Consider the following 22,628-nt stretch of genomic DNA (forward strand, 5'->3'; position numbering starts at 1 on the left):
CGCAGCTTATGCATTGGGTTGCTGAATTAGAGATCGGCGCCTGTATTTATTATCTATAATTTTGGAGTATGACAATGTCTCTAAGTGTTGAAGCTAAAGCTAAAATCGTAGCTGACTTCGGTCGTGGTACTAACGACAGCGGTTCTACCGAAGTTCAGGTTGCCCTGTTGACTGCGCAGATCAACCATCTGCAAGGCCACTTCTCAGAGCACAAAAAAGATCACCACAGCCGTCGTGGTCTGCTGCGTATGGTTTCTCAGCGTCGTAAGCTGCTGGACTACCTGAAGCGTAAAGATGTAGCACGTTACACCAGCCTGATCGAGCGTCTGGGTCTGCGTCGCTAATCGAGCAAGTTTCAGGAGAAAGGGGCCAAATGTGGCCCCTTTCTTCTAGGAAGCATAAGCAAATCAGGTTAATGTATTACTGAGGATCTTCCGTTACAGAGGTTCGCGCGGCTAATGAGAGGCTTTATCTCATGAGAGATAAGGATTGTCATTAGTCGCGAGGATGTAGTGAGAAGGTCAGTGAACCACAGGCGTGTCGAGTCGAAGAACGATTGCGCGCCCCCAATTAAGGATTAAATTTTGCTGACTCCGATTATTCGCAAATTCCAGTATGGCCAACACACCGTGACGCTTGAGACCGGTATGATGGCACGTCAAGCCACTGCCGCCGTGATGGTGAGCATGGATGACACCGCAGTATTCGTCACCGTAGTAGGCCAGAAGAAGGCCAAACCAGGCCAGAGCTTCTTCCCTCTGACCGTGAACTATCAGGAGCGTACCTACGCTGCTGGCCGTATCCCGGGTAGCTTCTTCCGTCGTGAAGGCCGTCCGAGCGAAGGCGAAACCCTGACTTCCCGTCTGATCGACCGTCCGATCCGCCCACTGTTCCCAGATAGCTTCCTGAACGAAGTGCAAGTGATCGCTACCGTGGTTTCCGTGAACCCACAGGTGAACCCAGACATCGTAGCGATGATCGGTGCCTCTGCTGCCCTGAGCCTGTCCGGTATTCCGTTCAATGGCCCAATCGGTGCTGCACGCGTGGGTTACATCAACGATCAGTACGTACTGAACCCAACTACCGATGAGCTGAAAGAAAGCCGTCTGGACCTGGTGGTTGCCGGTACCGCTGGTGCAGTACTGATGGTGGAATCCGAAGCTGACGTGCTGAGCGAAGATCAGATGCTGGGCGCAGTCGTGTTTGGCCATGACCAACAGCAAATCGTTATCGAAAACATTAACGCTCTGGTTGCCGAAGCTGGCAAGCCGAAGTGGGATTGGCAGGCACCTGCAGTTAACGAAGCGCTGCATGCGCGCGTAGCTGAGCTGGCTGAAAGCCGTCTGGGCGATGCTTACCACATCACCGAAAAACAAGAGCGTTACGCTCAGGTTGATGCGATCAAAGACAGCGTAGTGGAAACTCTGCTGGCGCAAGACGAAACTCTGGACGCGTCTGAAATTCAGGACATCCTGGGCACCGTTGAGAAAAACGTCGTACGTAGCCGTGTGCTGCGTGGCGAGCCGCGTATCGATGGCCGTGAGAAAGACATGATCCGTGGTCTGGACGTGCGCACTGGCGTTCTGCCACGTACCCACGGTTCCGCACTGTTCACCCGTGGTGAAACCCAGGCGCTGGTTACCGCCACTCTGGGTACCGCGCGTGACGCACAGAACATCGACGAGCTGATGGGCGAGAAAACCGACAGCTTCCTGTTCCACTACAACTTCCCTCCGTACTCTGTTGGTGAAACCGGCATGGTAGGTTCACCGAAGCGTCGTGAAATCGGCCATGGTCGTCTGGCAAAACGTGGCGTTTTAGCTATGATGCCTAAACCAGAAGATTTCCCGTACACCGTACGTGTGGTGTCTGAAATCACCGAATCCAACGGTTCTTCTTCAATGGCTTCCGTTTGTGGTGCTTCTCTGGCACTGATGGACGCAGGTGTGCCAATCAAGGCCGCCGTTGCGGGTATCGCAATGGGCCTGGTGAAAGAAGAAGAAAACTTTGTCGTACTGTCTGATATTCTGGGTGACGAAGATCACCTGGGCGACATGGACTTCAAAGTGGCCGGTAGCCGCGAGGGTATCACCGCGCTGCAGATGGACATTAAAATTGAAGGTATCACCCGCGAAATCATGCAGGTGGCTCTGAACCAGGCCAAGGGTGCGCGTCTGCACATTCTGGGCGTGATGGAACAGGCTATCAGCACGCCGCGTGGCGATATCTCTGAGTTTGCACCGCGTATTCACACCATCAAGATCAATCCAGACAAGATCAAAGATGTGATCGGTAAAGGTGGCTCAGTCATCCGTGCGTTGACCGAAGAAACTGGCACCACCATCGAAATTGAAGATGACGGTACAGTGAAGATTGCTGCAACCGACGGCGACAAAGCGAAGTTCGCTATCCGCCGCATCGAAGAGATCACTGCTGAGATCGAAGTTGGCCGTGTGTATCAGGGTAAAGTGACCCGTATCGTTGATTTTGGTGCCTTCGTGGCCATCGGCGGCGGTAAAGAAGGCCTGGTGCACATCTCTCAAATCGCTGACAAGCGCGTTGAGAAAGTGACCGACTATCTGCAGATGGGTCAGGAAGTCCCGGTTAAGGTAATGGAAGTTGATCGCCAGGGCCGTGTGCGCCTGAGCATCAAAGAAGCCACAGCGCCAGAATCCGCTGCGGCTCCTGCACCAGAAGCAGAATAACTGTATCAGCAGTTTTACAGCTCCCTGCCGTTAGGGTTGGGGGCTGTCCTTATCGCGTGGGTAGGATACTCGCGTATTAGCAAGCGGAGGACAGGACGTTCATCCAATGTTTGTCTTCGGGAGTGGGAAATGAAGCCTTTCTTGCGCTGGTGTTACGTTGCGACAGCACTATTGCTGGCAGGATGCAGCAACCATGATTGGCGTAAAGACGAAGTTCTGGCTATTCCGTTGCAGCCTACGCTGCAGCAGGAAGTGATCCTGGCGCGCATGGAACAAATACTTGCCAGCCGGGCATTAACGGACGATGAGCGAGCACAGCTTTTATATGAGCGCGGTGTGCTGTATGATAGCCTTGGTTTACGTGCTCTAGCGCGCAATGATTTTTCACAAGCGCTAGCGATACGTCCTGATATGCCAGAAGTTTTCAACTACCTGGGCATTTACTTAACGCAGGCAGGCAATTTTGATGCTGCCTATGAAGCGTTTGATTCTGTACTAGAGCTTGATCCAACTTACAATTACGCGCGTTTAAACCGGGGCATCGCACTGTATTATGGCGGCCGCTTCCCGTTGGCGCAGGATGATCTGCAGGCGTTTTATCAAGACGACCCAAACGATCCCTTCCGTTCGCTGTGGCTTTATCTGGTGGAGAGAGAAATCGATCCCAAGATGGCTACCGTATCGCTCCAGCAGCGTTATGACAAATCGGACAGAGGGCAATGGGGATGGAATATTGTCGAATTCTACCTGGGCAAAATCAGCGAAAAAACGCTGATGGAACGCCTCAAGGCAGATGCAACGGATAACACTTCGCTCGCTGAGCATCTCAGTGAAACTGACTTCTATTTAGGTAAGCACTACCTAAGTCTGGGGGACAAGGACACCGCTTCGGCGCTGTTCAAACTGACGGTGGCTAACAACGTTCATAACTTTGTTGAGCACCGCTATGCATTGTTGGAATTGGCGCTGTTGGGCCAAGAACAAGACGACCTATCGGAATCGGACCAGCAATAGCTGACGGACACTTATCAGCCTGATTTACATTGGTTTTTTGACCAAAGTAATCGCCTTGACGGGCGAGGGCTTTTTTGTCTGTTTTATAATCTAATTTGAGCCGGTTCACACTTTTCAATGAAAATGACTGAAAATTTTCTCGACGAGTTATGTAGACTGGCTGCCATTATTAATGAGGCACGTGTACATGACTACTGAGCTTGAAACCTCTTTTGCTGACCTGGGGCTGTCTGCTCCGATCATTGCTGCCCTGACCGATCTGGGCTACGAAAAACCATCACCGATCCAGGCTGAGTGTATTCCTCACCTGTTGAACGGTCGCGACGTGCTGGGCATGGCGCAGACCGGTAGTGGTAAAACTGCGGCTTTCTCGCTGCCCCTGCTGCACAACCTCGATGCAGCCCTGAAAGCACCACAAATCCTGGTACTGGCTCCAACCCGCGAACTGGCGGTTCAGGTAGCTGAAGCCATGACCGATTTCTCCAAGCACATGCATGGCGTTAACGTGGTGGCCCTGTACGGTGGCCAACGTTATGACGTGCAGCTGCGCGCTCTGCGCCAGGGCCCGCAAATCGTAGTAGGGACCCCAGGCCGTCTGCTGGATCACCTGAAACGTGGCACCCTGAACCTTTCTGGCCTGAAAGGCCTGGTTCTGGACGAAGCCGACGAAATGCTGCGCATGGGCTTTATCGAAGACGTAGAAACCATCATGGCGGAGATCCCGGCTGAACATCAGACCGCGCTGTTCTCTGCGACCATGCCGGAAGCGATCCGTCGTATTACCCGTCGCTTCATGAAAGATCCACAGGAAGTGCGCATTCAGTCCAGCATCACTACTCGTCCAGACATCAGCCAGAGCTACTGGACCGTGCAGGGCATGCGTAAAAACGAAGCGCTGGTGCGTTTCCTGGAAGCGGAAGATTTTGACGCGGCGATCATCTTCGTACGTACCAAAAATGCGACCCTGGAAGTGGCTGAAGCGCTGGAGCGCAGCGGTTACAACAGCGCCGCACTGAACGGTGATATGAACCAGGCGCTGCGTGAGCAGACCCTGGAGCGTCTGAAAAGTGGCCGTCTGGATATTCTGATCGCCACCGACGTTGCCGCTCGTGGTCTGGACGTTGAGCGTATCAGTCTGGTAGTAAACTATGATATCCCTATGGATTCAGAGTCTTACGTTCACCGTATCGGCCGTACCGGTCGTGCGGGCCGTGCTGGCCGCGCGCTGCTGTTCGTAGAAAACCGCGAACGCCGCCTGCTGCGCAACATCGAACGCACCATGAAGCTGACCATCCCTGAAGTCGAGCTGCCAAACGCAGATCTGCTGGGTGAGCGCCGCCTGGCCAAGTTTGCCGCTAAAGTTCAGCAGCAGCTGGAAAGCAGCGATCTGGATATGTACCGTGCGCTGCTGGCTAAGCTGCAACCGGGTGAAGATCTGGATATGGAAACGTTGGCCGCTGCACTGCTGAAAATGGCACAGGGCGAGCGCCCTCTGATCCTGCCACCCGATCCAGTGTTCAAACCGCGTCAACGTCGTGAGTTCAACGACCGTGATGATCGCGGTGGCGAGCGTAGCAACGACCGTCGTCGTGATGCACGTCCAGACAGCCGTGATGGTGGCGCTGAGCGTCCACGTCGCGAACGCCGTGACGTGGGTGAAATGCAGCTGTACCGCATTGAAGTTGGCCGTGATGACGGCGTGGAAGTTCGTCATATCGTTGGCGCGATCGCTAACGAAGGTGACATCAGCAGCCGTTACATCGGTAACATCAAGCTGTTTGCTTCCCACTCCACCATCGAGCTGCCAAAAGGCATGCCGGGCGAGATCCTGAATCACTTCACTCGCACCCGCATTCTGAACAAGCCGATGAACATGCAACTGCTGGGCGATGCACAGCCGCATGAACGTCGTGAGCGTCCTGCCGGTGGTAACGGTGGTGAGCGCCGTGGCGGTGCCCGTCCATTCAACGGCGAGCGTCGCGAAGGTACACCAGCACCACGCCGTTCTTTCGGTGAGCGTCGTGAAGGCGGTAATGCTGCCGGTGGCGAACGCCGTGGCGGTAACTTCAACCGTGACAAGCCAGCACCACGCCGTGACGATGCAGCAGCTCCTGCCGCACCACGTCGCCGTTTCGGTGATGCATAATCGTTGATTTGACCGTATACGGTTAATCAGCTTAAGAAACCAGTCTTCGGACTGGTTTTTTTTTGCCTGGCATCTCAGTTAATACCGCTAAAGGGCGTATCATTCGCAAGGTTTATCTTACGGATGCACAGGAGCTGCCGTGAACTGGCAACAATTCAAATCTCAATACCTGGTGCGCTTTTGGGCGCCTTTACCGGCGGTGATCGCAGCCGGGATCCTCTCGACCTACTATTTCGGCATGACCGGCACCTTCTGGGCGGTCACCGGTGAATTTACCCGCTGGGGCGGCCATATCTTGCAGTGGTTGGGTTTCCACCCCGAGCAGTGGGGCTACTTTAAGGTGATCGGCCTACAGGGCACACCACTCGATCGTATCGATGGGCGCATGATAATCGGTATGTTTGCGGGTTGTATCGCCGCCGCGCTGTGGGCCAACAACATCAAATTACGTATGCCACAGCACCGCATCCGCATTGCACAGGCGTTGCTTGGCGGCATCATCGCCGGTTTTGGTGCGCGTTTGGCGATGGGGTGTAACCTGGCGGCCTTCTTTACCGGTATTCCACAGTTCTCGCTGCATGCCTGGTTTTTTGCGCTGGCAACGGCGGCGGGTTCTTACTTCGGTGCCAAATTCACCTTGCTGCCGATGTTCCGTATTCCGGTCAAGCTGCAAAGAGTGAAAGCGGCCTCACCGTTGACGCAAAAACCTGAGCGGGCACGCCGCCGTTTCCGTTTGGGAATGGTGATTTTCTGCCTCACGGTGGCTTGGTCATTATGGACGTTATTTGATGCGCCGAAACTCGGCATTGCCATGCTGTTTGGTATCGGTTTTGGTCTGCTGATTGAACGGGCACAGATCTGCTTTACCTCAGCGTTCCGCGATCTGTGGATCACTGGCCGTACGCATATGGCCAAAGCGATTATTATCGGCATGGCGGTCAGCGCCATCGGCATCTTCAGCTATGTGCAATTGGGCGTCTCGCCGAAGATCATGTGGGCCGGGCCCAATGCGGTACTGGGCGGCCTGCTGTTTGGCTTCGGTATTGTGCTGGCGGGCGGCTGCGAAACCGGCTGGATGTATCGTGCGGTAGAAGGCCAGGTCCATTACTGGTGGGTGGGGTTGGGCAACATTATCGGCGCCACGCTGTTAGCCTACTACTGGGACGATCTGGCGCCAGCCCTGGCGACCAACTACGACAAGATTAACCTGCTGGATACCTTCGGGCCGATCGGCGGCCTGCTGGTGACCTATCTGCTGCTGGCCATAGCCTTTGCCGCGATGCTGTGGTGGGAGAAACGCTTTTTCCGCGCCAAGCCAGATGCGCAGGTGGTGAATTTAAGGAGTGAAGCATGAAACAGACCGAGATCGTGCCGGATTACCGGTTGGATATGGTGGGAGAGCCTTGTCCTTATCCGGCGGTGGCTACGTTAGAGGCTATGCCGCAGTTGAAACCGGGCGAAATACTGGAAGTGATCAGCGACTGCCCGCAGTCAATCAATAATATTCCACTCGATGCCCGTAACCACGGCTACAAGGTGCTGGATATTCAGCAGGATGGGCCAACCATTCGTTACCTCATCCAGCGTTAATCGAACAAGGGCACCATTACGGTGCCCTTATCATTCATCCCTTCACTAAGTCGCCTTTCACCCCGGCAACAATCTCAAACGACCGTAAACGCGCCTGATGATCGAAAATCTGGCCGTTAACCATGATCTCATCCGCACCGGTTTCACGCAGCAGGCTTTGCAGGCCATGGCGGATGGTGCTTTCGCTACCGACGATCGACATACGCAGTGCCTGATCGACACCATACTGCTCGCCTGCTGTCCACAAAGCGTGGATATTATCGACCGGCGGTGGCAGTGGGCCTGGTGAGCCACGGCGCAGGTTGATAAACTGCTGCTGCATGGAAGTGAACAGGAAACGGGCGTTTTGATCGCTGTCTGCGGCGACCACGTTGACACACACCATCGCGTGCGGCTGCTGGCACTGCTCAGACGGCGTAAAGTTCTCGCGGTACACATTCAGTGCCTGGAACAGCATATCTGGCGCAAAGTGCGAGGCGAAGGCAAACGGCAAGCCGAGCTGTGCCGCCAACTGCGCACTGTACAGGCTGGAACCCAACAGCCAGATTGGCACATGTAACCCTTGGCCCGGTACGGCCTGCACTGCTTGCCCCGGCTGTACTTCGCCAAAGTAATGTTGCAGTTCCTGCACGTCACGCGGGAAGTTATCTACCTCGCCAGAGAGGTGGCGACGCAGCGCCATCATGGTGCGTTGGTCGGTACCCGGTGCCCGGCCAAGCCCCAGATCGATACGCCCAGGATAGAGCGATTCCAAGGTGCCGAACTGTTCGGCGATCACCAGCGGCGCATGGTTTGGCAACATCACGCCACCTGAACCGAGGCGAATGCTCTGCGTACCGGAGGCTAAATAACCCAGTAATACCGACGTCGCGGCACTGCCGATGCCGGTCATATTGTGGTGTTCCGCTAGCCAGTAGCGCTGATAGCCCCACTTTTCGGCATGTTGCGCCAAATCCAGCGAGCAGTGAAACGCATCGCGTGCCTTGGCTCCCTGAGGGATCGGGGATAAATCCAGTACCGAAAGCGGTACCCGTGTGTGTTCAGTCATTTCATCGTCCATTGTGCTTATCAGGTTGATCGCTTAAAGGGCGATTGCAGGGTTCTGCAACTAAAAAAGCGATTATGCTTTTTGTGTTAAAAGCATAATCGAAAATACGGTTATAAAAGGGGATATATGTGCTCGCAATATCCTTATGAGAATAATGGTTTTTTTACAGCTATGATGGTTTTTGTTTGCACGCTGATGTTCAAGGGGCTGAAGTAATGAAGAAGAAGACGCTGTTTACCCTGCTGCTGATGGGGATAGCTATCGCCATGGCGGTGCTATTCCGCGCGCATAATCAGGATTTGTTGTTGCAGGGCGAAGTGGATGCCCCCGAAGTGATCGTCGCTTCCAAAGCCAAGGGCCGGGTGATCGAGCGCCTGGTAGAGCGCGGGGACGATGTGAAAACCGGGCAACTGCTGCTGCGGCTGGAAAGCCCGGAACTGATGGCCCAGCTACGTTCGGCGCAGGCTTCGCGGGATGAGGCCCAAGCGCAGTTGGACCAATCGCTGCATGGCACCCGTGAAGAAAGCATCCGTAACCTGCGGGCCAATCTGGCACAGGCCGAGGCGCAATACCAGAATGCCCAACACGATTACGACCGTAACCTGAGCGTTGCCAGCAAGGGTTATGTATCCAAATCTGAATTGGACAGCTCACGCCGTGCGCGTGATACCGCCTATCAACAGGTGCAGGCCGCCAAAGCCAATTTGGACGAAGGCATCAATGGCGATCGCATTGAACTGCGGCAGAAATATGAAGCAGCCCTGCGGGCCTCCGAGCAAGACCTGCTAGAAATTCAGGCCCAGACCGACGATCTACTGGTTAAAGCTCCGGTTGATGGCGAAGTGGGGCCGATCCCGGCTGAAGTCGGTGAGCTGCTCAACGCCTCCAGCCCGTTGATGACGTTGATCCGCGTACCGGACGCCTATTTCGTGTTTAACCTGCGGGAAGATATTCTGGCGCATGTCCGCAAGGGGGATAAGGTCCAGTTGCGCGTCCCAGCGTTGAAAGACCAAACGATCGAGGCAGAAGTGCGCTATATCGCCCCGTTGGGGGATTACGCTACCAAGCGTGCCACGCGAGCCACCGGTGACTTTGATCTGAAAACCTTTGAAGTTCGTTTGTATCCGTCGCAGCCGATAGATGGCCTGCGCCCAGGGATGAGCACCTTATGGCAATGGAAAGAGTAAGGGCAGGTTGGCGCTGCTTCAGCCACGCGTTCAGCAACGAGTGCCGCATCGCTTTTCGCCGGCCGGTGGTGCACTGGCTGGGATGGATATTCCCGTTGATCCTGTTTGGCCTGATCAGCAGTAACTTCTCGGAAGGGACCTTGCTCGATCTGCCGGTCTCGGTGGTGGATAACGATCACAGCCCGCTATCCAAAAATCTGATCCGCAAGCTGGATGCGGGTTCTCATGCCCATGTGCAAGCCTATGACGGCGGTCTTGATGAGTCGTTGCGCCGTCTGCGTAGCGCGCAGGATTATGCTTTGCTGTCTATCCCGGCCGATTTTGAGGCGGACGCGCTGGCGGGCAATCAGCCGAGCGTGGTGCTGTATTACAACGCGCTGTTTTACGGTGCCGGGCTGTATTCTACTCAGGATTTCAGCGGCCTGATGGCCGAGGCCAACGCCAATTACCGTTCGATCATTGCCGGGGCCATGGGCAAGTCGCTGCCGCCGCTGGCGGATGTCACCCTCAACTACGGCAGCCTGTTCAATGCCAGTGGCAGCTATATCTATTATCAGCAGTTTGCCGCTACTATTCATATGCTGCAGCTGTTTGTGGTTACCTGCATGATTTACGTGATGGCGCGCAGTAAGTCCTTGCTGAAAGCCAAGCCCTTTAGCCTGGCCCTGCTGGGGAAACTGGCCCCTTACACCCTGTGCTTTACCACTTTGCTGATGGTTGAGATTGCTGCGTTGGTGGGCATTTTTGACGCTCGCGTCAGCGGCAACCCGCTGTTTATGCTGATGATTGGCTTCTTCTACGTGATGGCGGCACAAAGCATCGGCCTGTTGCTCTACACCTTTACCGGCAGCGCCATTACCGCCTACACCCTGATTGGCATGTTGGTGAGTATTGCACTGACTTTCTCTGGCATGGCAGTACCCGAGCTTTCCATGCCGCTACCCGCACGCATCATCTCCAATATCGAGCCTCTTACCCACGCGCTGTACGCCATGTTCGACGTCTTCCTGCGTCAGGTGCCCGCCAGCGCCATCCTCAGCGTATGTGCGCTGCTGATTGTCTACCCGTTGGTGACCGCACTGTTGGTGCGTAACCGGCTGCTGAAGCGGCTGGCAAAAGAGGAGACGGTGGGATGAAAAGCTATTGGCTCACCTTCCGCAAAGTATTGACGAGCATGTTGGAACGGCCGATGTGGCTAATGTTGATCCTGTCGTTGTGCATCATGAGCACGGTTTATGCCAACCGCACGGTGTGGGATCTACCGGTGGCAGTGATCGATCAGGATCACAGCACCGCCAGCCGCCAGCTTATCCGCCAGTTGGATGCCACCCCGAAGATCGCCATCCAAACTTACGACAGCTTGGACGAGGCAAAACGCGATCTGGGTTGGCGCAAACTGTTTGCAGTGATCATCATGCCGGTGGATCTGGAGAAGAAGATCCTCAATGGCAAAAACATTGAGATCCCGGTGTTCGGTGATGCCACCAACCGGCTGGCAAACGGCCAGATCCAGCAGGACGTGGTGGCTGCTTACCAGCAGTTGCTCGGCCAGTACAACACCTCACTGTTGATGCGAAGTGGGTTCAGCGAACGGCAGGCTCAGGTGATCATGATGCCGATCCAGAGCCAAACGCTGGACGTATTCAACCCCGGTATCAGTTTTGCGGCGATTATCTTCCCAGGGTTGTTAGTGATGTTATTGCAGCACTCGCTGTTGATTGCCTGCGTGCGCGTCAGCATTGTGTTGAAAGGAACGCCGGGCGGCAAGCCGTCGCTTCCTGTTTATCTGGGGGGGCTATCGGCCCTGTTGCCGATCTGGCTGTTCCTGTCGATTGTGTTATTTGTGCTGTGGCCCTGGGTTTTGGGCTATCGACAGACTGCGACGATCCCCGAGATCTTGCTGCTGACCTTCCCGTTCCTGCTTGCGGTGCTTGGGCTAGGCAAGCTGGTAACCGAATGCTTGCGCAGCGTGGAAATGATCTACCTGACGCTGTCGTTTATCACCACCCCGGTGTTTTACCTTTCTGGCACTATCTGGCCGCTGCAAGCGATGCCGCAGTGGGTCAGGGCGATTTCATCGATGATCCCTTCAACCTGGGCGACCAAAGCCATTGCTGGCGTGAATCAGATGGGGCTATCGCTGCGTGATGTCGGCGGGGACGTGGCCATGCTGCTGCTATTGGGGGCGATTTATACGCTGATTGGTATTGGCGTTGGAGCCGTGCGTAACCGCGTGGGGCTGCGCAATCTATTTCGTAAACGTCGGACTTCCTGATAACCATGGGGCCAGAATGCTGGCCCCATGAGTTATTACTGCACCAGCTCCAACCCGGCTACGCGCCGCCAGTAACCGTTGCATTCGGTATGGTCGGTTAACGTCAGCGGCTCCGTGCCTTGCTCATTAGCCCGGAAATTATCAAGCATCGCCAGTGTTTCTACGCCCTGTGGTGACAGGCGTACAATATCCACCAACCCCTGCATGCTGGTCAGTTCGTTGCCCAGGTTGTAGCAATAGCCACTCATGGTCTGAATACCGTTGAGCACAAACACCTGTTGGTTCTCTTGAGAATTGACGATGCGCCCCTGCGGATATTTGATGCAGCAGGTTTCGCATTCATCCTTGCCCCGGTTTTCCGAGCGTGCAGTAAAACAGCGCGCCGAATAGGCCAGTGGCAAGTGCCCGTAACTCAACACTTCCACTTCAAACCCCTGGCGGAACCCTAACTCATCACATTGCTGCAATAAATTGACCAGCCAGTCGCGTGAAAGCTCTACCGGCATGCACCAGCGCATCATGCCCTGCTTGTGCAGCAGGCGCAGAGTGTAGGCGTTGTAGCAATTGAGGGCATGCCCGGCGACAAACGGCAAACCGCGATCGGCGGCCATATTCACCGTACCAAGATCGTTGGCTTCGATCAGGAATTCGCCGTTCTCCACATAACGCTTCAGCTCATTCAGCTCTGAGGGTGCCTGTAGCAAAGCCAAGGTAGAGATCACCACCTGCTTACCCGATTTGGCGATCTCCTGCGCTAGCGCCAGCCAGTCACCTACTTTCATTTCACGCCGTTTGGTGCAGACGCTCTCGCCAAGATAGATAATATCGGCGCTGCTGCTTATCGCCTGCTGATAAAAGGCTTCTATCTCGCTGTTTGGCCAGTAGTAGAGCACCGGGCCTAATGCATATTTCATGGTTTCTCCTACTGCCATTTGCGGTGGTACGCGCCAAGCGTGGTCTGGGTGCCTTCGGACATTGCGCCGAGCGTTTCCATCCAGGCTGCGTCGGCTTGATAGCCAGCCGGGTTGGCCATACAGCGATCTATAGCCTGGCGCCAGACGCGCGCAACCTGGCTGACATAGGCAGGGCTGCGTTGGCGGCCTTCAATCTTCACCGAGGCAATATTGGCGGCCAGTAGCTCTGGCAGCAGCTCCAGCGTATTCAGGCTGGTGGGCTCTTCCAGCGGGTGATAGAGCACGTTATCTACCAGATAGCGGCCTTTGCACAGCGTTGGGTAACCGGCGTTTTCACCGTCCTGATAGCGGTCGATCAGCACGTCATTCAGGCGCGATTCCATCCCCTGCGGTGTTTGTTGCCAGCGTACAAAGCGGGCAGGTGAGCAGGCGCCCACGGTGTTAGGTGATTCCCCGGTCAGATAAGAGGAGAGGTAACACCGCCCTTCGGCCATGATGCACAGGCTGCCAAAGGCGAACACTTCCAACGGTACTGGGCTGGTGCGTGATAATTGCTTCACTTGGTGCATCGACAGCACACGAGGCAGCACCACGCGGGCCACATCAAAGTGGCGTTGATAAAAACGGATGGCTTCTTCATTGGTCGCAGAGGCTTGCACCGAAACATGGCGCTCCACCTGCGGATAACGTTCCGCTGCGTACTCCAGCATTGCCAAATCAGCCAGGATCAGCGCGTCGGCACCCAACTGGGCGGCCATATCCACGGCTCTCTGCCAGCGTGCGTAGCCATCGGGGTGAGCAAAGGTGTTGATGGCGATATGCAGCTTGCGGCCATGCCGGTGCACATAGTCAGCCGCTTCCTGCAGCTTCTTCTCGGTAAAGTTCAGCCCGGCAAAGTGGCGCGCATTGGTATCGTCTTTCAGGCCGATGTAAACGGCGTCTGCGCCATTATCTACCGCGGCTTTCAAGGCCGGCAGGTTGCCAGCGGGGCAAAGCAGCTCCATAGATCTATCCTGATCCCAGCCATATACCTGGCCAGGTATATGCTGTGATAAACGTTGCCGGGCCATTGATTCGCCTGGCAATGATGTAAAAGGGGAGACAATTTTAGTGAACCCGAGGTTAACAAGCTTTGATTTGAGGCAGCTTCTGGCGTATTGATATTCAAGCGGTAACTTGAAATCTGTAGGGAAAGATGAGCGTTAATTGCACCATTTGTTGATATAGACCGGTTACGCGTAGCCGCAATGTGGCAAAATAACCTCAGACTGAGTAGAAAGGAGTGAATAACAGTGTTGGAAAAACTACGAGCACGCATTGTGCGTCAAGGGCCGTCGCTGTTGCGCGTACCGTTAAAATTCACGCCGTTTGCTCTGCAGCGTCAGGTTTTGCAACAGGTGCTGAGCTGGCAGTTCCGTCAGGCGCTGGCTGAGGGGGATTTAGAATTTCTCGAATCGCGCTGGCTGAAGATTGAAGTGCGCGATCTGGCACTGCAATGGTTTATGACAGTAGAAAACGATAGGCTGGTGGTGAGCCAACAGGCTGAGGCGGACGTCAGCTTCAGTGGCGAAGCCAACGATCTGATTTTGATTGCGGCACGCAAGCAAGATCCCGACACGCTGTTTTTCCAGCGTCGGTTGCAGATTGAAGGAGATACCGAATTGGGCCTGTATGTAAAAAATCTGATGGACGCTATCGATCTGGATGCGATGCCTACGCCGTTACGCGTTGGGCTGCTGCGGTTAGCGGACTTTGTGGAAGCCGGTTTGCAGGAGGACACGGCGCAAAGTTCCCGTGTGCCGCAGCCATGTTGATCCGCGTTGAAATTCCGGTGGATGCCGCAGGTATTGATGCGCTGCTGCGTAACGCCTTTGGCCGTGACGACGAAGCCGATCTGGTGCAACAACTGCGTGAAGACGGGTTGTTGACGCTGGGTATCGTTGCTACCGACGAAGAGGGGGGCGTGGTCGGTTATGCCGCTTTCAGCCCGGTTGACGTTGCGGGCGAGGATCGCCAATGGGTTGGACTCGCGCCGTTGGCAGTTGAGGAAAGCCTGCGTCGCCAAGGGCTGGCCGAAAAGCTGGTTTACGAAGGGCTGGATGCGCTGAATGAGTTCGGCTATGCCGCCGTGGTGGTGCTGGGCGAACCGGCTTACTACGGGCGTTTCGGCTTTAAAACGGCTGCCCAGTTCGATCTGCGTTGCCGCTGGCCAGGAACGGAAGCCGCATTCCAGGTTTATCCGTTGGCGGAAGATGCACTGAGCGGTGTGAATGGGCTGGTGGAGTATTCGGCGCCCTTTAGTCGCTTTTAACTACCGGCAGTAGGTATTCCAATGAGAGGGGCGGATTAACTATCAGCTCCTCTTTTTGCTTTTTGCTCAACTGCTTCACCCGATACTCCAGCCGCAACGCCATCGAGCGATCCCCCACCTGGCAGTGAAAAACCAGTTCCAGCTCCCCTTTGCCACGTAGGGCTTTGGCACCATTACCGGCCTGATGCTGCGCCGCTCGCCGGGCGACGTCTGTCGTGATACCGGTGTACAACATCCCGCTTGGCATTCGCAGCATATAGAGATGCCAGGTTGTTTCATTCAAAACGGCCTGCGTAAATTTCCAGTGATCATTCTGGTGGATGGACTGCACTATTTTTCAGCGTTACCCACCAGAGTTCAACAGATAAATGACGAAGCTGTAGACCATCAGTTTACTCAAGGTTGAGATATCCAAGTTTGTCTAGCTGGCTCTTAAAGTCATCAAGCTGTTGCACCAAAAATGTCAGAGCCTGTGAGATGGCGTCCGGGTTTGGCGCATTTTCGCGACACAGGGTATCTAATTGATTACATATGCTCACAATGTCATCTTGATGAATAAAACTAAATGGGCCTTTGAGCCTATGTATGGTTTCGGATAGTAACAGCCAATCCCCATTCTGCCGGTGAAGTTGTGCTTCGAGCCGATCGGCCAACGTACTTTGCCAAAGTGACTGTAAGAATATCGCGACTGCAGATTGCTGATTTGCTAAAGCTTCCAGTAAACGTTGTTGTAAACCTTGGTCTAAAGAAAGTTCAGTGCCGGGATTAAGTGGGGATAGACAAAACTGCGGCAATATCTCGGCCCATTTCACCAGACCGATAGGCTTACGTAAACAAAGATCCATCCCCGCAGCGATTGCCTCGTCAAATATTTCAGGTTCTACAAAAGCAGTTAAACCAACGATCGGGACTCTGGTTTCTCCCTGTGTGACTTCACGCTGGCGTATTTTTTCTGCCAACGTCATTCCTGACATTACTGGCATAGCGACATCTGTGATTATTAATGAAAATTTATTATTAGCCATCAATTCCAGAGCGTGAATCCCGTCATTTGCAGTCGTGACGTTGGCACCGAGTTGCTGCAATTGAGTAGATAGCAATATTCTATTCGCAGAATGATCGTCAACGATGAGTATAGGGGGAGACTCCGGCAATGATTGCACCGAAGTGGCTGCGTCAATTGGCAAAGCGTTCTCAACGGGTTGCACCGCAGAAAATGTGACACAGACCTGCAGTTGTGTACCTTTACCCAGCTCGCTGTTCAACGTAATGTAACCTGCCATCATATCCAATAGGCGTCTGCTAATGGTTAAACCTAAACCGGTGCCTCCGGCATACCTTGCAGCTTCCTCAATCTGAGTAAATGGCGAGAACAATCTTGGAATGTCCGATATTGCAATCCCTACGCCCGTATCACTAACTTCGAATGTTACCGTTATGGAATCGCTATCAGGTTTTCTATTGGCCGTGCATTGGAAGGTAATCTTTCCTTGCCGGGTAAATTTCACCGCATTGGACAGCAGATTGGCCAAGATCTGACGCAGTCGCAAAGGATCCGCCAGTAGCCAACAATCTGTCGCATCCCCGCTGAGCTGCAAAATAAAATCGAGACCTTTACTCTTGGCCATAGGAGAAAACATCCGTTCTAACAATCCAAGCTGTTCAGACAGACAGACAGGTTGTGGTTGTAAAACCATTTTACCCGCTTCAATCTTGGATAAATCCAGAAGGTCGTCAATAAGCATTAATAAATGTTGCGAAGATTCATTGGCAATCGTCAATTCATTGCGCTGTTGCAGCGCTAATTCATTACTGTGTAGCTGCAATTCCAACATACCAATGATCACGTTCAACGGGGTACGAATTTCGTGACTTATCGTAGACAGGAAAGTTGACTTGGCACGATTCGCCTTGTCGGCGAGTTCCTTAGCCTGGCGCAGCGCTGTCTCAAGACGTGTACGTTCGCTGATGTCCAGCCAACCACTTAACATACCCGCAATATCGCCAAGGCTGTTATAGAAAGGAATGCTCCAGGTATATAAATGACTGGTTTCATGTTCGGTAGTAAAACTCAAGTCTTTAAAACAGGCTTTTCCGGTATCCTTCGATTGATAATAGATCTCTCTGAGTTGAGTGAAGAAATGGGGATGCTCATTAAGTATGAAGAGAGTGGGTTCATCAGCATCGGAGGCTGGGATTTGCAATAGCTCCATAAAAGCTGGATTGCCTGATTCTATTTGAAAATCAGCTTTCACGACAAACATTGCTAATGGTAAGTTATCAAACAGTACTCGTTGAAAAGACAGTTCATCCAGTAATTTTATTTCCGTGCTTTTTCTTTTTTTTACCTGTACCCACAATAGCTTAACCCAGAACAAAGAGAGTAAAATAATAATAAAAACAATAGTGGCACCTACAAGGAATTTATTTTGATTCCAAAGGAATGGTTTCTCTGGGAAAGGTGAGTTGGCATCATACTGTTGTTTGAATTCAAAGTAATTAGTTGGCAATCCCAGTATCACTTTGTTCATTATACTCAGAAACTCAGGTTGGCCTTTAGCGACACCTATACTGTAAGGAATATAGCTAGGGGTGGGTAATGCGGGCCCATCAATCACCAATTCATTCTGGTAGTTATGTGAAATCTCGTAACTTGCAAGAGTAAAATCAGCGACGACCGCATCGACATTACCTTGGGTTAATAGGTTTAAAGCATCTGATGTTTTTGATTGTAATGTCATATTGACCGGAAAAGACTTGAATTCCTCTAGTAATGCGCGCTTGGGTGATGCTGTTAACGCAATAATCTTTCCCTTTAAGGCTGCCATACTCTCAAAGTGTGGCCCTTCTTTACGTGAGATGATGACTAGCACTGAATAGTTGTAGGGGATAGTTAGCGACAGTAAGTCAGGTTTATCTTTAGGCATTTTATAGATATAAGGTATAAATGTGCTATTCCCTTGTTGAATATCAGTGAACAACTCTTGTTGTGTGCGCCTTAACCGGCCCTGAAAAACGACACCAATACGCTGACCTAGATCATTAAGTTTTTCAGCAGCAAAGCCTGCGGGCGTACCTGTAGTTGAGGAAAAAGATAACGGTGTCTCATCATTGGTGATACTATAAAATATTATCGGGTGAGATTTTATCCAATCTTGTTCATCCTGATTGAAAATAATCTTTTGTTCCGATTTTTTTGCATCCCTGAATAGGTAACTCTCAGGTTTTAGGAGGGAAGGTGAATAGCTTGACAAACAACACTCTTTTATCAATTTGGATGCTGGGAAGGAGGCGGTTACCGTTTCAATTTTAGTTAATGGATATTTTTTTAAGGTTTCGATAGCCGCGACCCTAAAAGAAGTACTAACACTAAAAATAGATAAAAACATAAAAATAAAATTTATTTTAGCGTTATTCATAAAATATCTCCTTATGAAACTCTATAATGAATCAACCTCCATTGATTAAGCCATGAAGTATAGCGAATGAAGCCATCTCAACAGAACTATTAAGGTTAAGTTTTTTCTTTATATTTAGTTTGTGAGTGCTAACCGTTTTTTCACTTATATTTAATGCCTGTGCAATACCTATGTTACTCTGCCCTTTGGCTAGAGCAATGAAAATAGTGAGTTCTCGATGTGTCAATCTATTAACTATGTCGCCAGTGTCAGAGTTCTTAACTTCTTTACTCCATTGAGAATTCGAAGGAAAACAGTTATATCCAGCAAGTACTGAACGTACCATGCTCAATATTTCCTCCGTGGTGCAACTCTTACTGATATATCCATTACACCCTATTGCGGCTAGTTTTTCAGCGTAAATACGCGGATCATGACTTGAAAAAATTAATATCTTTGAGTTTTCGGCATGATTTTTAATATTGAAAACAAGCTCGAGACCGTTGGTGCCAGGTAGGATTAAGTCAAGTATAATTAGGTCAGGCTTTAGCTTTTTGACAGCTAATATACCTTCTTGGCCATTACTTGCCTCACCAATAACATCAATATTATTTTCTGTTGACAGGATAGTTCTAAGTGCAAAACGTACTGATGGGTGATCCTCAATAATAACGACTGACTTATTCAACTGAACGTCAAGGGCCATGATACCACTCCAAAATCATATATAATAAAACCGACTTATTAACTTAATTTAAGCATTATAATTTCCAATGGTTATTATCATTATAGTTCATTTATAGAATTATGCTGTTTTTTTAAGTAAATGATATCATTTTGGCCCAGCGTAGCAAAAATCTAATGCGATTAGCGGAATTTTATAGTTACTTAATCTGTTACCACCCTCGTTTTGTAACAAGAAATGTAGAGCGGATGTACAGAATATGCTCCGTTCTTCTCCAAAAAAAAACTAAATTTAATGGGGTTGTGAAAGTTATCTAGAATGATTTCAGGAAGAGCGTTAGTTTATTTCAAATGTCATCTTATTAGCTGTTTAAATCATGTTTTTATCTTCTGGCTGACTTGTTTAATATGAAAGAAGCCAACAGTTCAGATCATATGCAAATGTGAGAGTGTTCTAACACCTAGTTTTTTTAGAGCATTTTCTTGCTGAGTGTAAACTGTTTTTATGCTCACTGCTAACAGTCGGCTCAGATTGTAGACATCTATTCCCTGAAGTCTATAGCTTAAAACGCTTGCCTCTTTATAGCTCAATTTACACATTTTAGGAAGGTTTGATATAACGTGTCCTTTAACTATGCTTTTAATGTAATTTTCGTCTACTTTGCAGGATAGGAATGAAGAAAATAAATTCGTATTTAGCAATCCATTTCTATCATAGGGGAGTATATATGCACGACAACAAAAATAATCTAGCATCACTAATATAGACATTGTAAAATTAAAGCCGCCAGCGGCTATCATAAATACGTCATCTTCCATTATAAAACCATTTTTATGTGAATTCATCATCATTCTAATGGTAATGAGTTTAACTGAAATTCCGTATTCCTTTTCTACTAAATCATTTAAACCAGCATGGAAAAACATATCTTCTGAAAATAAATAAATATTCAAGTTATCCACCTAAAATTATAAATTAAAAATACCCGATTATTGACGCTCATTGATTTCTTGTACCTCAGAGCAAGATTTAACATTAAAAATCAATAAGTTTAAAATTATAACTCGTTAAACATATAGGTAAGTTTGTTAGTTCCACACCTTAACATAATGAAATCTATTCACATTGATTTTTTGCAGTGCTAAATACTTCAATAAACATCCATTTAAAGTGATTTTTTAAAATTAAGTATGGATGGATTGAAAATTGGAACCGATAAAAGACTCTTCAACGTTCCCTGGAGGGGAGGGGGTATGCTCAAGGGAAAAATTAGATAAAATATACTAATGGTACCGAAAATAGTGTTATCTATTGTATATTTAACACCTATTTCATGGGTGTCCCCTCAAGCTATAATGTGGGCTCATACAACTCTCGTTATGTCTGACTTGCAGTCGTGAGATTATAGCTGTAAAGACCATTTAGGTCGTCGTCATCTTACCCCTATAGTGACCCCATCACCCTTTCCTACAGTACAACTACTGAACTTAGGAAGTTCCCAGTAATTTACCAAACTATTGCTTCTGACTATGACTGACAACCCAGTGTTTTACGTTCAATTTTTATTATCATCAGATCATAATCGATTCTTATTATCCCTACTTATGATACTGAGGTAAATATCAATTGGGTATATATTTTATTATTTAACAAAAAATGGCATTTTAATTCTGCAAATCAATTTAGGTGTGGTAATTAATTTCATTTATTTAACTAAAACAGCATAATATATCAATAGGAATAGGACAAAGCAAATGTTGATAGGTACACGCTGCAAGTATATGAAATTAGTTTTAATTGTAAGTGGTATGTTAAAAATAGGCCGTAATAGCCAAATTAATCTCTCGTTAAGCTATAACGAGCGCTTCAATATATATAGTCGTGAAAATAGATAGGTAGTAGACGGAGGGGGTTAGCCGCTGACATGAAAGTGCATATCACTCTTATGAAGGTGATATCACGTGGTCTTTAAGTTGGGTGGGTTAACATGAAGAAAATCAGACAGCTGTTTTTGCCGCTATCAGCAATACTCGCTCAACCGATGTGAGAACTTCGACTACCTGGCCTGCGATTGCCACAAAAGGCACTACCCACCAATAGGTTGTTACTCCGTTTGGCAGTTTTCAGGTCTACTACGCTGGCTGCATCAAGGGTTTTAGCCACCGGAAAAATCAGCTTGATTGTGGCTATAGCAGGGCTAAAACATTTACCGTCTTGAAATAAACTGACCGTTAAGACGGGGGGATTGGCATCGTTGACCAATTAGGAGACTTCTTTGCCCTGATCGAAGGCATTACCGACAATGGCCCGGTTTACATACTGAAACTACCATGATTTATAACGCCTAAACTTACCTTACCATCTGTATCTGAGTAGATAAATGCTCCTATTTTCAGTCAGCGTCAGGTAAAACCGGCGTTGCAATGCCATCTGTATCCTATATCGAACGGGTGCACGGTATAAATTGGAACATGATATAGCTTTATTTACAAATACGAATGCTTATCAATTAATATGAATGCAATAGAGATATGTGTATAAATATAACAAAAACAATAGGATGGTATATTTCAGGGCGTTGTTCTGAGCAAAAAATAAGTAAAATCCTAGAAAAATTCAGGAAAAGGCTTACCCCAAAATGGGTGATTCATATCTATACACAAATAGGAAAAGATAACTATTATAGTCAGGCATTCAAGGCTAAGTGTGTTCTGCTTTGTCGGGGTGTTGAGTTATTAATATTCCCTAGTTCGCTAAGGAATGACTCAAATGATATGATCTAGTCATAGATTATAGGGAAACTTACTTCTTAAATGGTATTTTAAATGAAAAAAATTGCATTAGCATTATCATTCCTCTTGGCTGGTGCCTCCCATTTAGCAAGTGCTGCGGATGGCCAAGTTAATTTCACCGGTAATATCACTGCAAGCACCTGTTCAATTAATGGTGGCGTTGCGGCTCCGCAATTAGTCAATCTGGGCAATGTTCCGGCATCATCCCTGATGACTTCTGGACAGACTGCAGGCGCGAAAAACTTCGCAATAGAATTGACAGGCTGTACAGGGGGTAACACCGCGGTTGCCGCTCATTTCGAGTCTCTGACGTTGGGTAACCCGGCTGGCCGCTTGAATCTGGATGCTACCTCAGAAGCCAGTAATGTTGAAATCGCGCTCTATGACAGCATGGGTGCTTTGCAGCCTGTCAACGGTGTTATTCCGGCACAAACCTTCGTTACGCTGACTGGCGGTAATGCGACACTGAACTATGTTGCAGCCTATTACGCTACCGGTGAGGCTGAGGTAGGGACTGCAAATTCTGAAGTATCTTACACTCTGTCATACCAGTAAGTTAGCTA

20 protein-coding genes are annotated in these 22,628 nt (G+C 50.1%); 13 read left to right on the forward strand and 7 right to left on the reverse strand.

All coding sequences use genetic code 11. The annotated features are described in order from the left end of the window. Positions 1-74 precede the first annotated feature (74 nt). The 7 genes from rpsO (at position 75) to yedF (ending at position 7,455) form a co-directional block, all read left to right on the forward strand. Positions 75-344, forward strand: a complete 270-nt coding sequence (gene rpsO / locus KGP17_RS02285) for a 30S ribosomal protein S15 (RefSeq protein ID WP_010279698.1) — start codon at positions 75-77, stop codon at positions 342-344. Positions 345-584: 240 nt separating this feature from the next. Next, the gene (gene pnp / locus KGP17_RS02290) at positions 585-2,705 is read left to right on the forward strand and encodes a polyribonucleotide nucleotidyltransferase (RefSeq protein ID WP_021179055.1); all 2,121 of its coding nucleotides are present in this window, start codon (positions 585-587) and stop codon (positions 2,703-2,705) included. A gap of 129 nt (positions 2,706-2,834) precedes the next feature. Further along, on the forward strand, positions 2,835-3,719 hold the full coding sequence (gene nlpI, locus KGP17_RS02295; protein WP_021179056.1) for a lipoprotein NlpI: 885 nt from the start codon (positions 2,835-2,837) through the stop codon (positions 3,717-3,719). Between the two features lie 123 nt (positions 3,720-3,842). After that, positions 3,843-3,917 (forward strand): protein YrbN, encoded by a 75-nt coding sequence (yrbN, locus tag KGP17_RS27955; RefSeq protein WP_223499600.1) that lies wholly within the window; start codon positions 3,843-3,845, stop codon positions 3,915-3,917. Next, positions 3,907-5,865 carry a DEAD/DEAH family ATP-dependent RNA helicase gene (locus KGP17_RS02305; protein ID WP_223498765.1) on the forward strand — a complete coding sequence of 653 codons (1,959 nt, stop codon included), beginning with the start codon at positions 3,907-3,909 and terminating at the stop codon, positions 5,863-5,865. The genes yrbN and KGP17_RS02305 overlap by 11 nt, the downstream gene beginning before the upstream one ends. A 139-nt stretch (positions 5,866-6,004) precedes the next feature. Then, a complete protein-coding gene (yedE, locus tag KGP17_RS02310; protein ID WP_223498766.1) occupies positions 6,005-7,219 on the forward strand; it encodes a selenium metabolism membrane protein YedE/FdhT in 1,215 nt (404 codons plus the stop codon). Further along, positions 7,216-7,455: a sulfurtransferase-like selenium metabolism protein YedF gene (gene yedF / locus KGP17_RS02315; RefSeq protein WP_021179059.1), complete on the forward strand. Its 240-nt coding sequence runs from the start codon at positions 7,216-7,218 to the stop codon at positions 7,453-7,455. The genes yedE and yedF overlap by 4 nt, the downstream gene beginning before the upstream one ends. Before the next feature lie 34 nt (positions 7,456-7,489). On the opposite strand, the gene KGP17_RS02320 is transcribed toward yedF, so the two are convergent. Continuing rightward, entirely contained in the window at positions 7,490-8,515 is a 1,026-nt protein-coding gene (locus KGP17_RS02320; protein WP_059199546.1) for an LLM class flavin-dependent oxidoreductase, read from the reverse strand. 203 nt (positions 8,516-8,718) lie between these two features. Between KGP17_RS02320 and KGP17_RS02325 the strand changes: the two genes are divergently transcribed. The 3 genes from KGP17_RS02325 to KGP17_RS02335 are packed head-to-tail and all read left to right on the forward strand — an operon-like array spanning position 8,719 to position 11,965. Further along, complete coding sequence (locus KGP17_RS02325; protein ID WP_021179061.1) at positions 8,719-9,690, forward strand: HlyD family secretion protein; 972 nt, start codon at positions 8,719-8,721, stop codon at positions 9,688-9,690. Beyond that, entirely contained in the window at positions 9,672-10,826 is a 1,155-nt protein-coding gene (locus tag KGP17_RS02330; RefSeq protein WP_021807510.1) for an ABC transporter permease, read from the forward strand. The genes KGP17_RS02325 and KGP17_RS02330 overlap by 19 nt, the downstream gene beginning before the upstream one ends. Beyond that, on the forward strand, positions 10,823-11,965 hold the full coding sequence (locus tag KGP17_RS02335; RefSeq protein WP_021179063.1) for an ABC transporter permease: 1,143 nt from the start codon (positions 10,823-10,825) through the stop codon (positions 11,963-11,965). The genes KGP17_RS02330 and KGP17_RS02335 overlap by 4 nt, the downstream gene beginning before the upstream one ends. 35 nt (positions 11,966-12,000) lie before the next feature. On the opposite strand, the gene KGP17_RS02340 is transcribed toward KGP17_RS02335, so the two are convergent. Together KGP17_RS02340 and KGP17_RS02345 are read right to left on the reverse strand one after the other, a co-directional pair. Next, positions 12,001-12,879: a U32 family peptidase gene (locus tag KGP17_RS02340; RefSeq protein WP_223498767.1), complete on the reverse strand. Its 879-nt coding sequence runs from the start codon at positions 12,877-12,879 to the stop codon at positions 12,001-12,003. Positions 12,880-12,887: 8 nt separating this feature from the next. Next, on the reverse strand, positions 12,888-13,883 hold the full coding sequence (locus tag KGP17_RS02345; protein ID WP_021179065.1) for a peptidase U32 family protein: 996 nt from the start codon (positions 13,881-13,883) through the stop codon (positions 12,888-12,890). Positions 13,884-14,171: 288 nt separating this feature from the next. Here KGP17_RS02345 and KGP17_RS02350 point away from each other — a divergent pair, with 288 nt between their 5' ends. Then, on the forward strand, positions 14,172-14,693 hold the full coding sequence (locus KGP17_RS02350; RefSeq protein WP_223498768.1) for an SCP2 domain-containing protein: 522 nt from the start codon (positions 14,172-14,174) through the stop codon (positions 14,691-14,693). Then, positions 14,687-15,190, forward strand: coding sequence for a GNAT family N-acetyltransferase (locus tag KGP17_RS02355; protein WP_223498769.1), 504 nt, complete (start codon positions 14,687-14,689; stop codon positions 15,188-15,190). The genes KGP17_RS02350 and KGP17_RS02355 overlap by 7 nt, the downstream gene beginning before the upstream one ends. Here the strand turns inward: KGP17_RS02355 and KGP17_RS02360 are convergent. The 4 genes from KGP17_RS02360 to KGP17_RS02375 form a co-directional block, all read right to left on the reverse strand. Continuing rightward, positions 15,177-15,446: a GIY-YIG nuclease family protein gene (locus tag KGP17_RS02360; protein ID WP_371822170.1), complete on the reverse strand. Its 270-nt coding sequence runs from the start codon at positions 15,444-15,446 to the stop codon at positions 15,177-15,179. The genes KGP17_RS02355 and KGP17_RS02360 overlap by 14 nt on opposite strands. A gap of 136 nt (positions 15,447-15,582) precedes the next feature. Continuing rightward, complete coding sequence (locus KGP17_RS02365) at positions 15,583-18,609, reverse strand: ATP-binding protein (protein ID WP_223498771.1); 3,027 nt, start codon at positions 18,607-18,609, stop codon at positions 15,583-15,585. Between the two features lie 31 nt (positions 18,610-18,640). Further along, complete coding sequence (locus tag KGP17_RS02370) at positions 18,641-19,294, reverse strand: response regulator transcription factor (RefSeq protein WP_223498772.1); 654 nt, start codon at positions 19,292-19,294, stop codon at positions 18,641-18,643. A gap of 404 nt (positions 19,295-19,698) precedes the next feature. Further along, the gene (locus KGP17_RS02375) at positions 19,699-20,226 is read right to left on the reverse strand and encodes a LuxR C-terminal-related transcriptional regulator (RefSeq protein WP_223498773.1); all 528 of its coding nucleotides are present in this window, start codon (positions 20,224-20,226) and stop codon (positions 19,699-19,701) included. 1,872 nt (positions 20,227-22,098) lie between these two features. Between KGP17_RS02375 and KGP17_RS02380 the strand changes: the two genes are divergently transcribed. After that, complete coding sequence (locus KGP17_RS02380; protein WP_223498774.1) at positions 22,099-22,620, forward strand: fimbrial protein; 522 nt, start codon at positions 22,099-22,101, stop codon at positions 22,618-22,620. Positions 22,621-22,628: the final 8 nt, after the last annotated feature.

It is taken from the genome of Serratia sp. JSRIV001 (assembly GCF_019968745.1).
In the GTDB taxonomy this organism is placed as follows: Bacteria; Pseudomonadota; Gammaproteobacteria; order Enterobacterales; family Enterobacteriaceae; genus Chania; species Chania fonticola_B.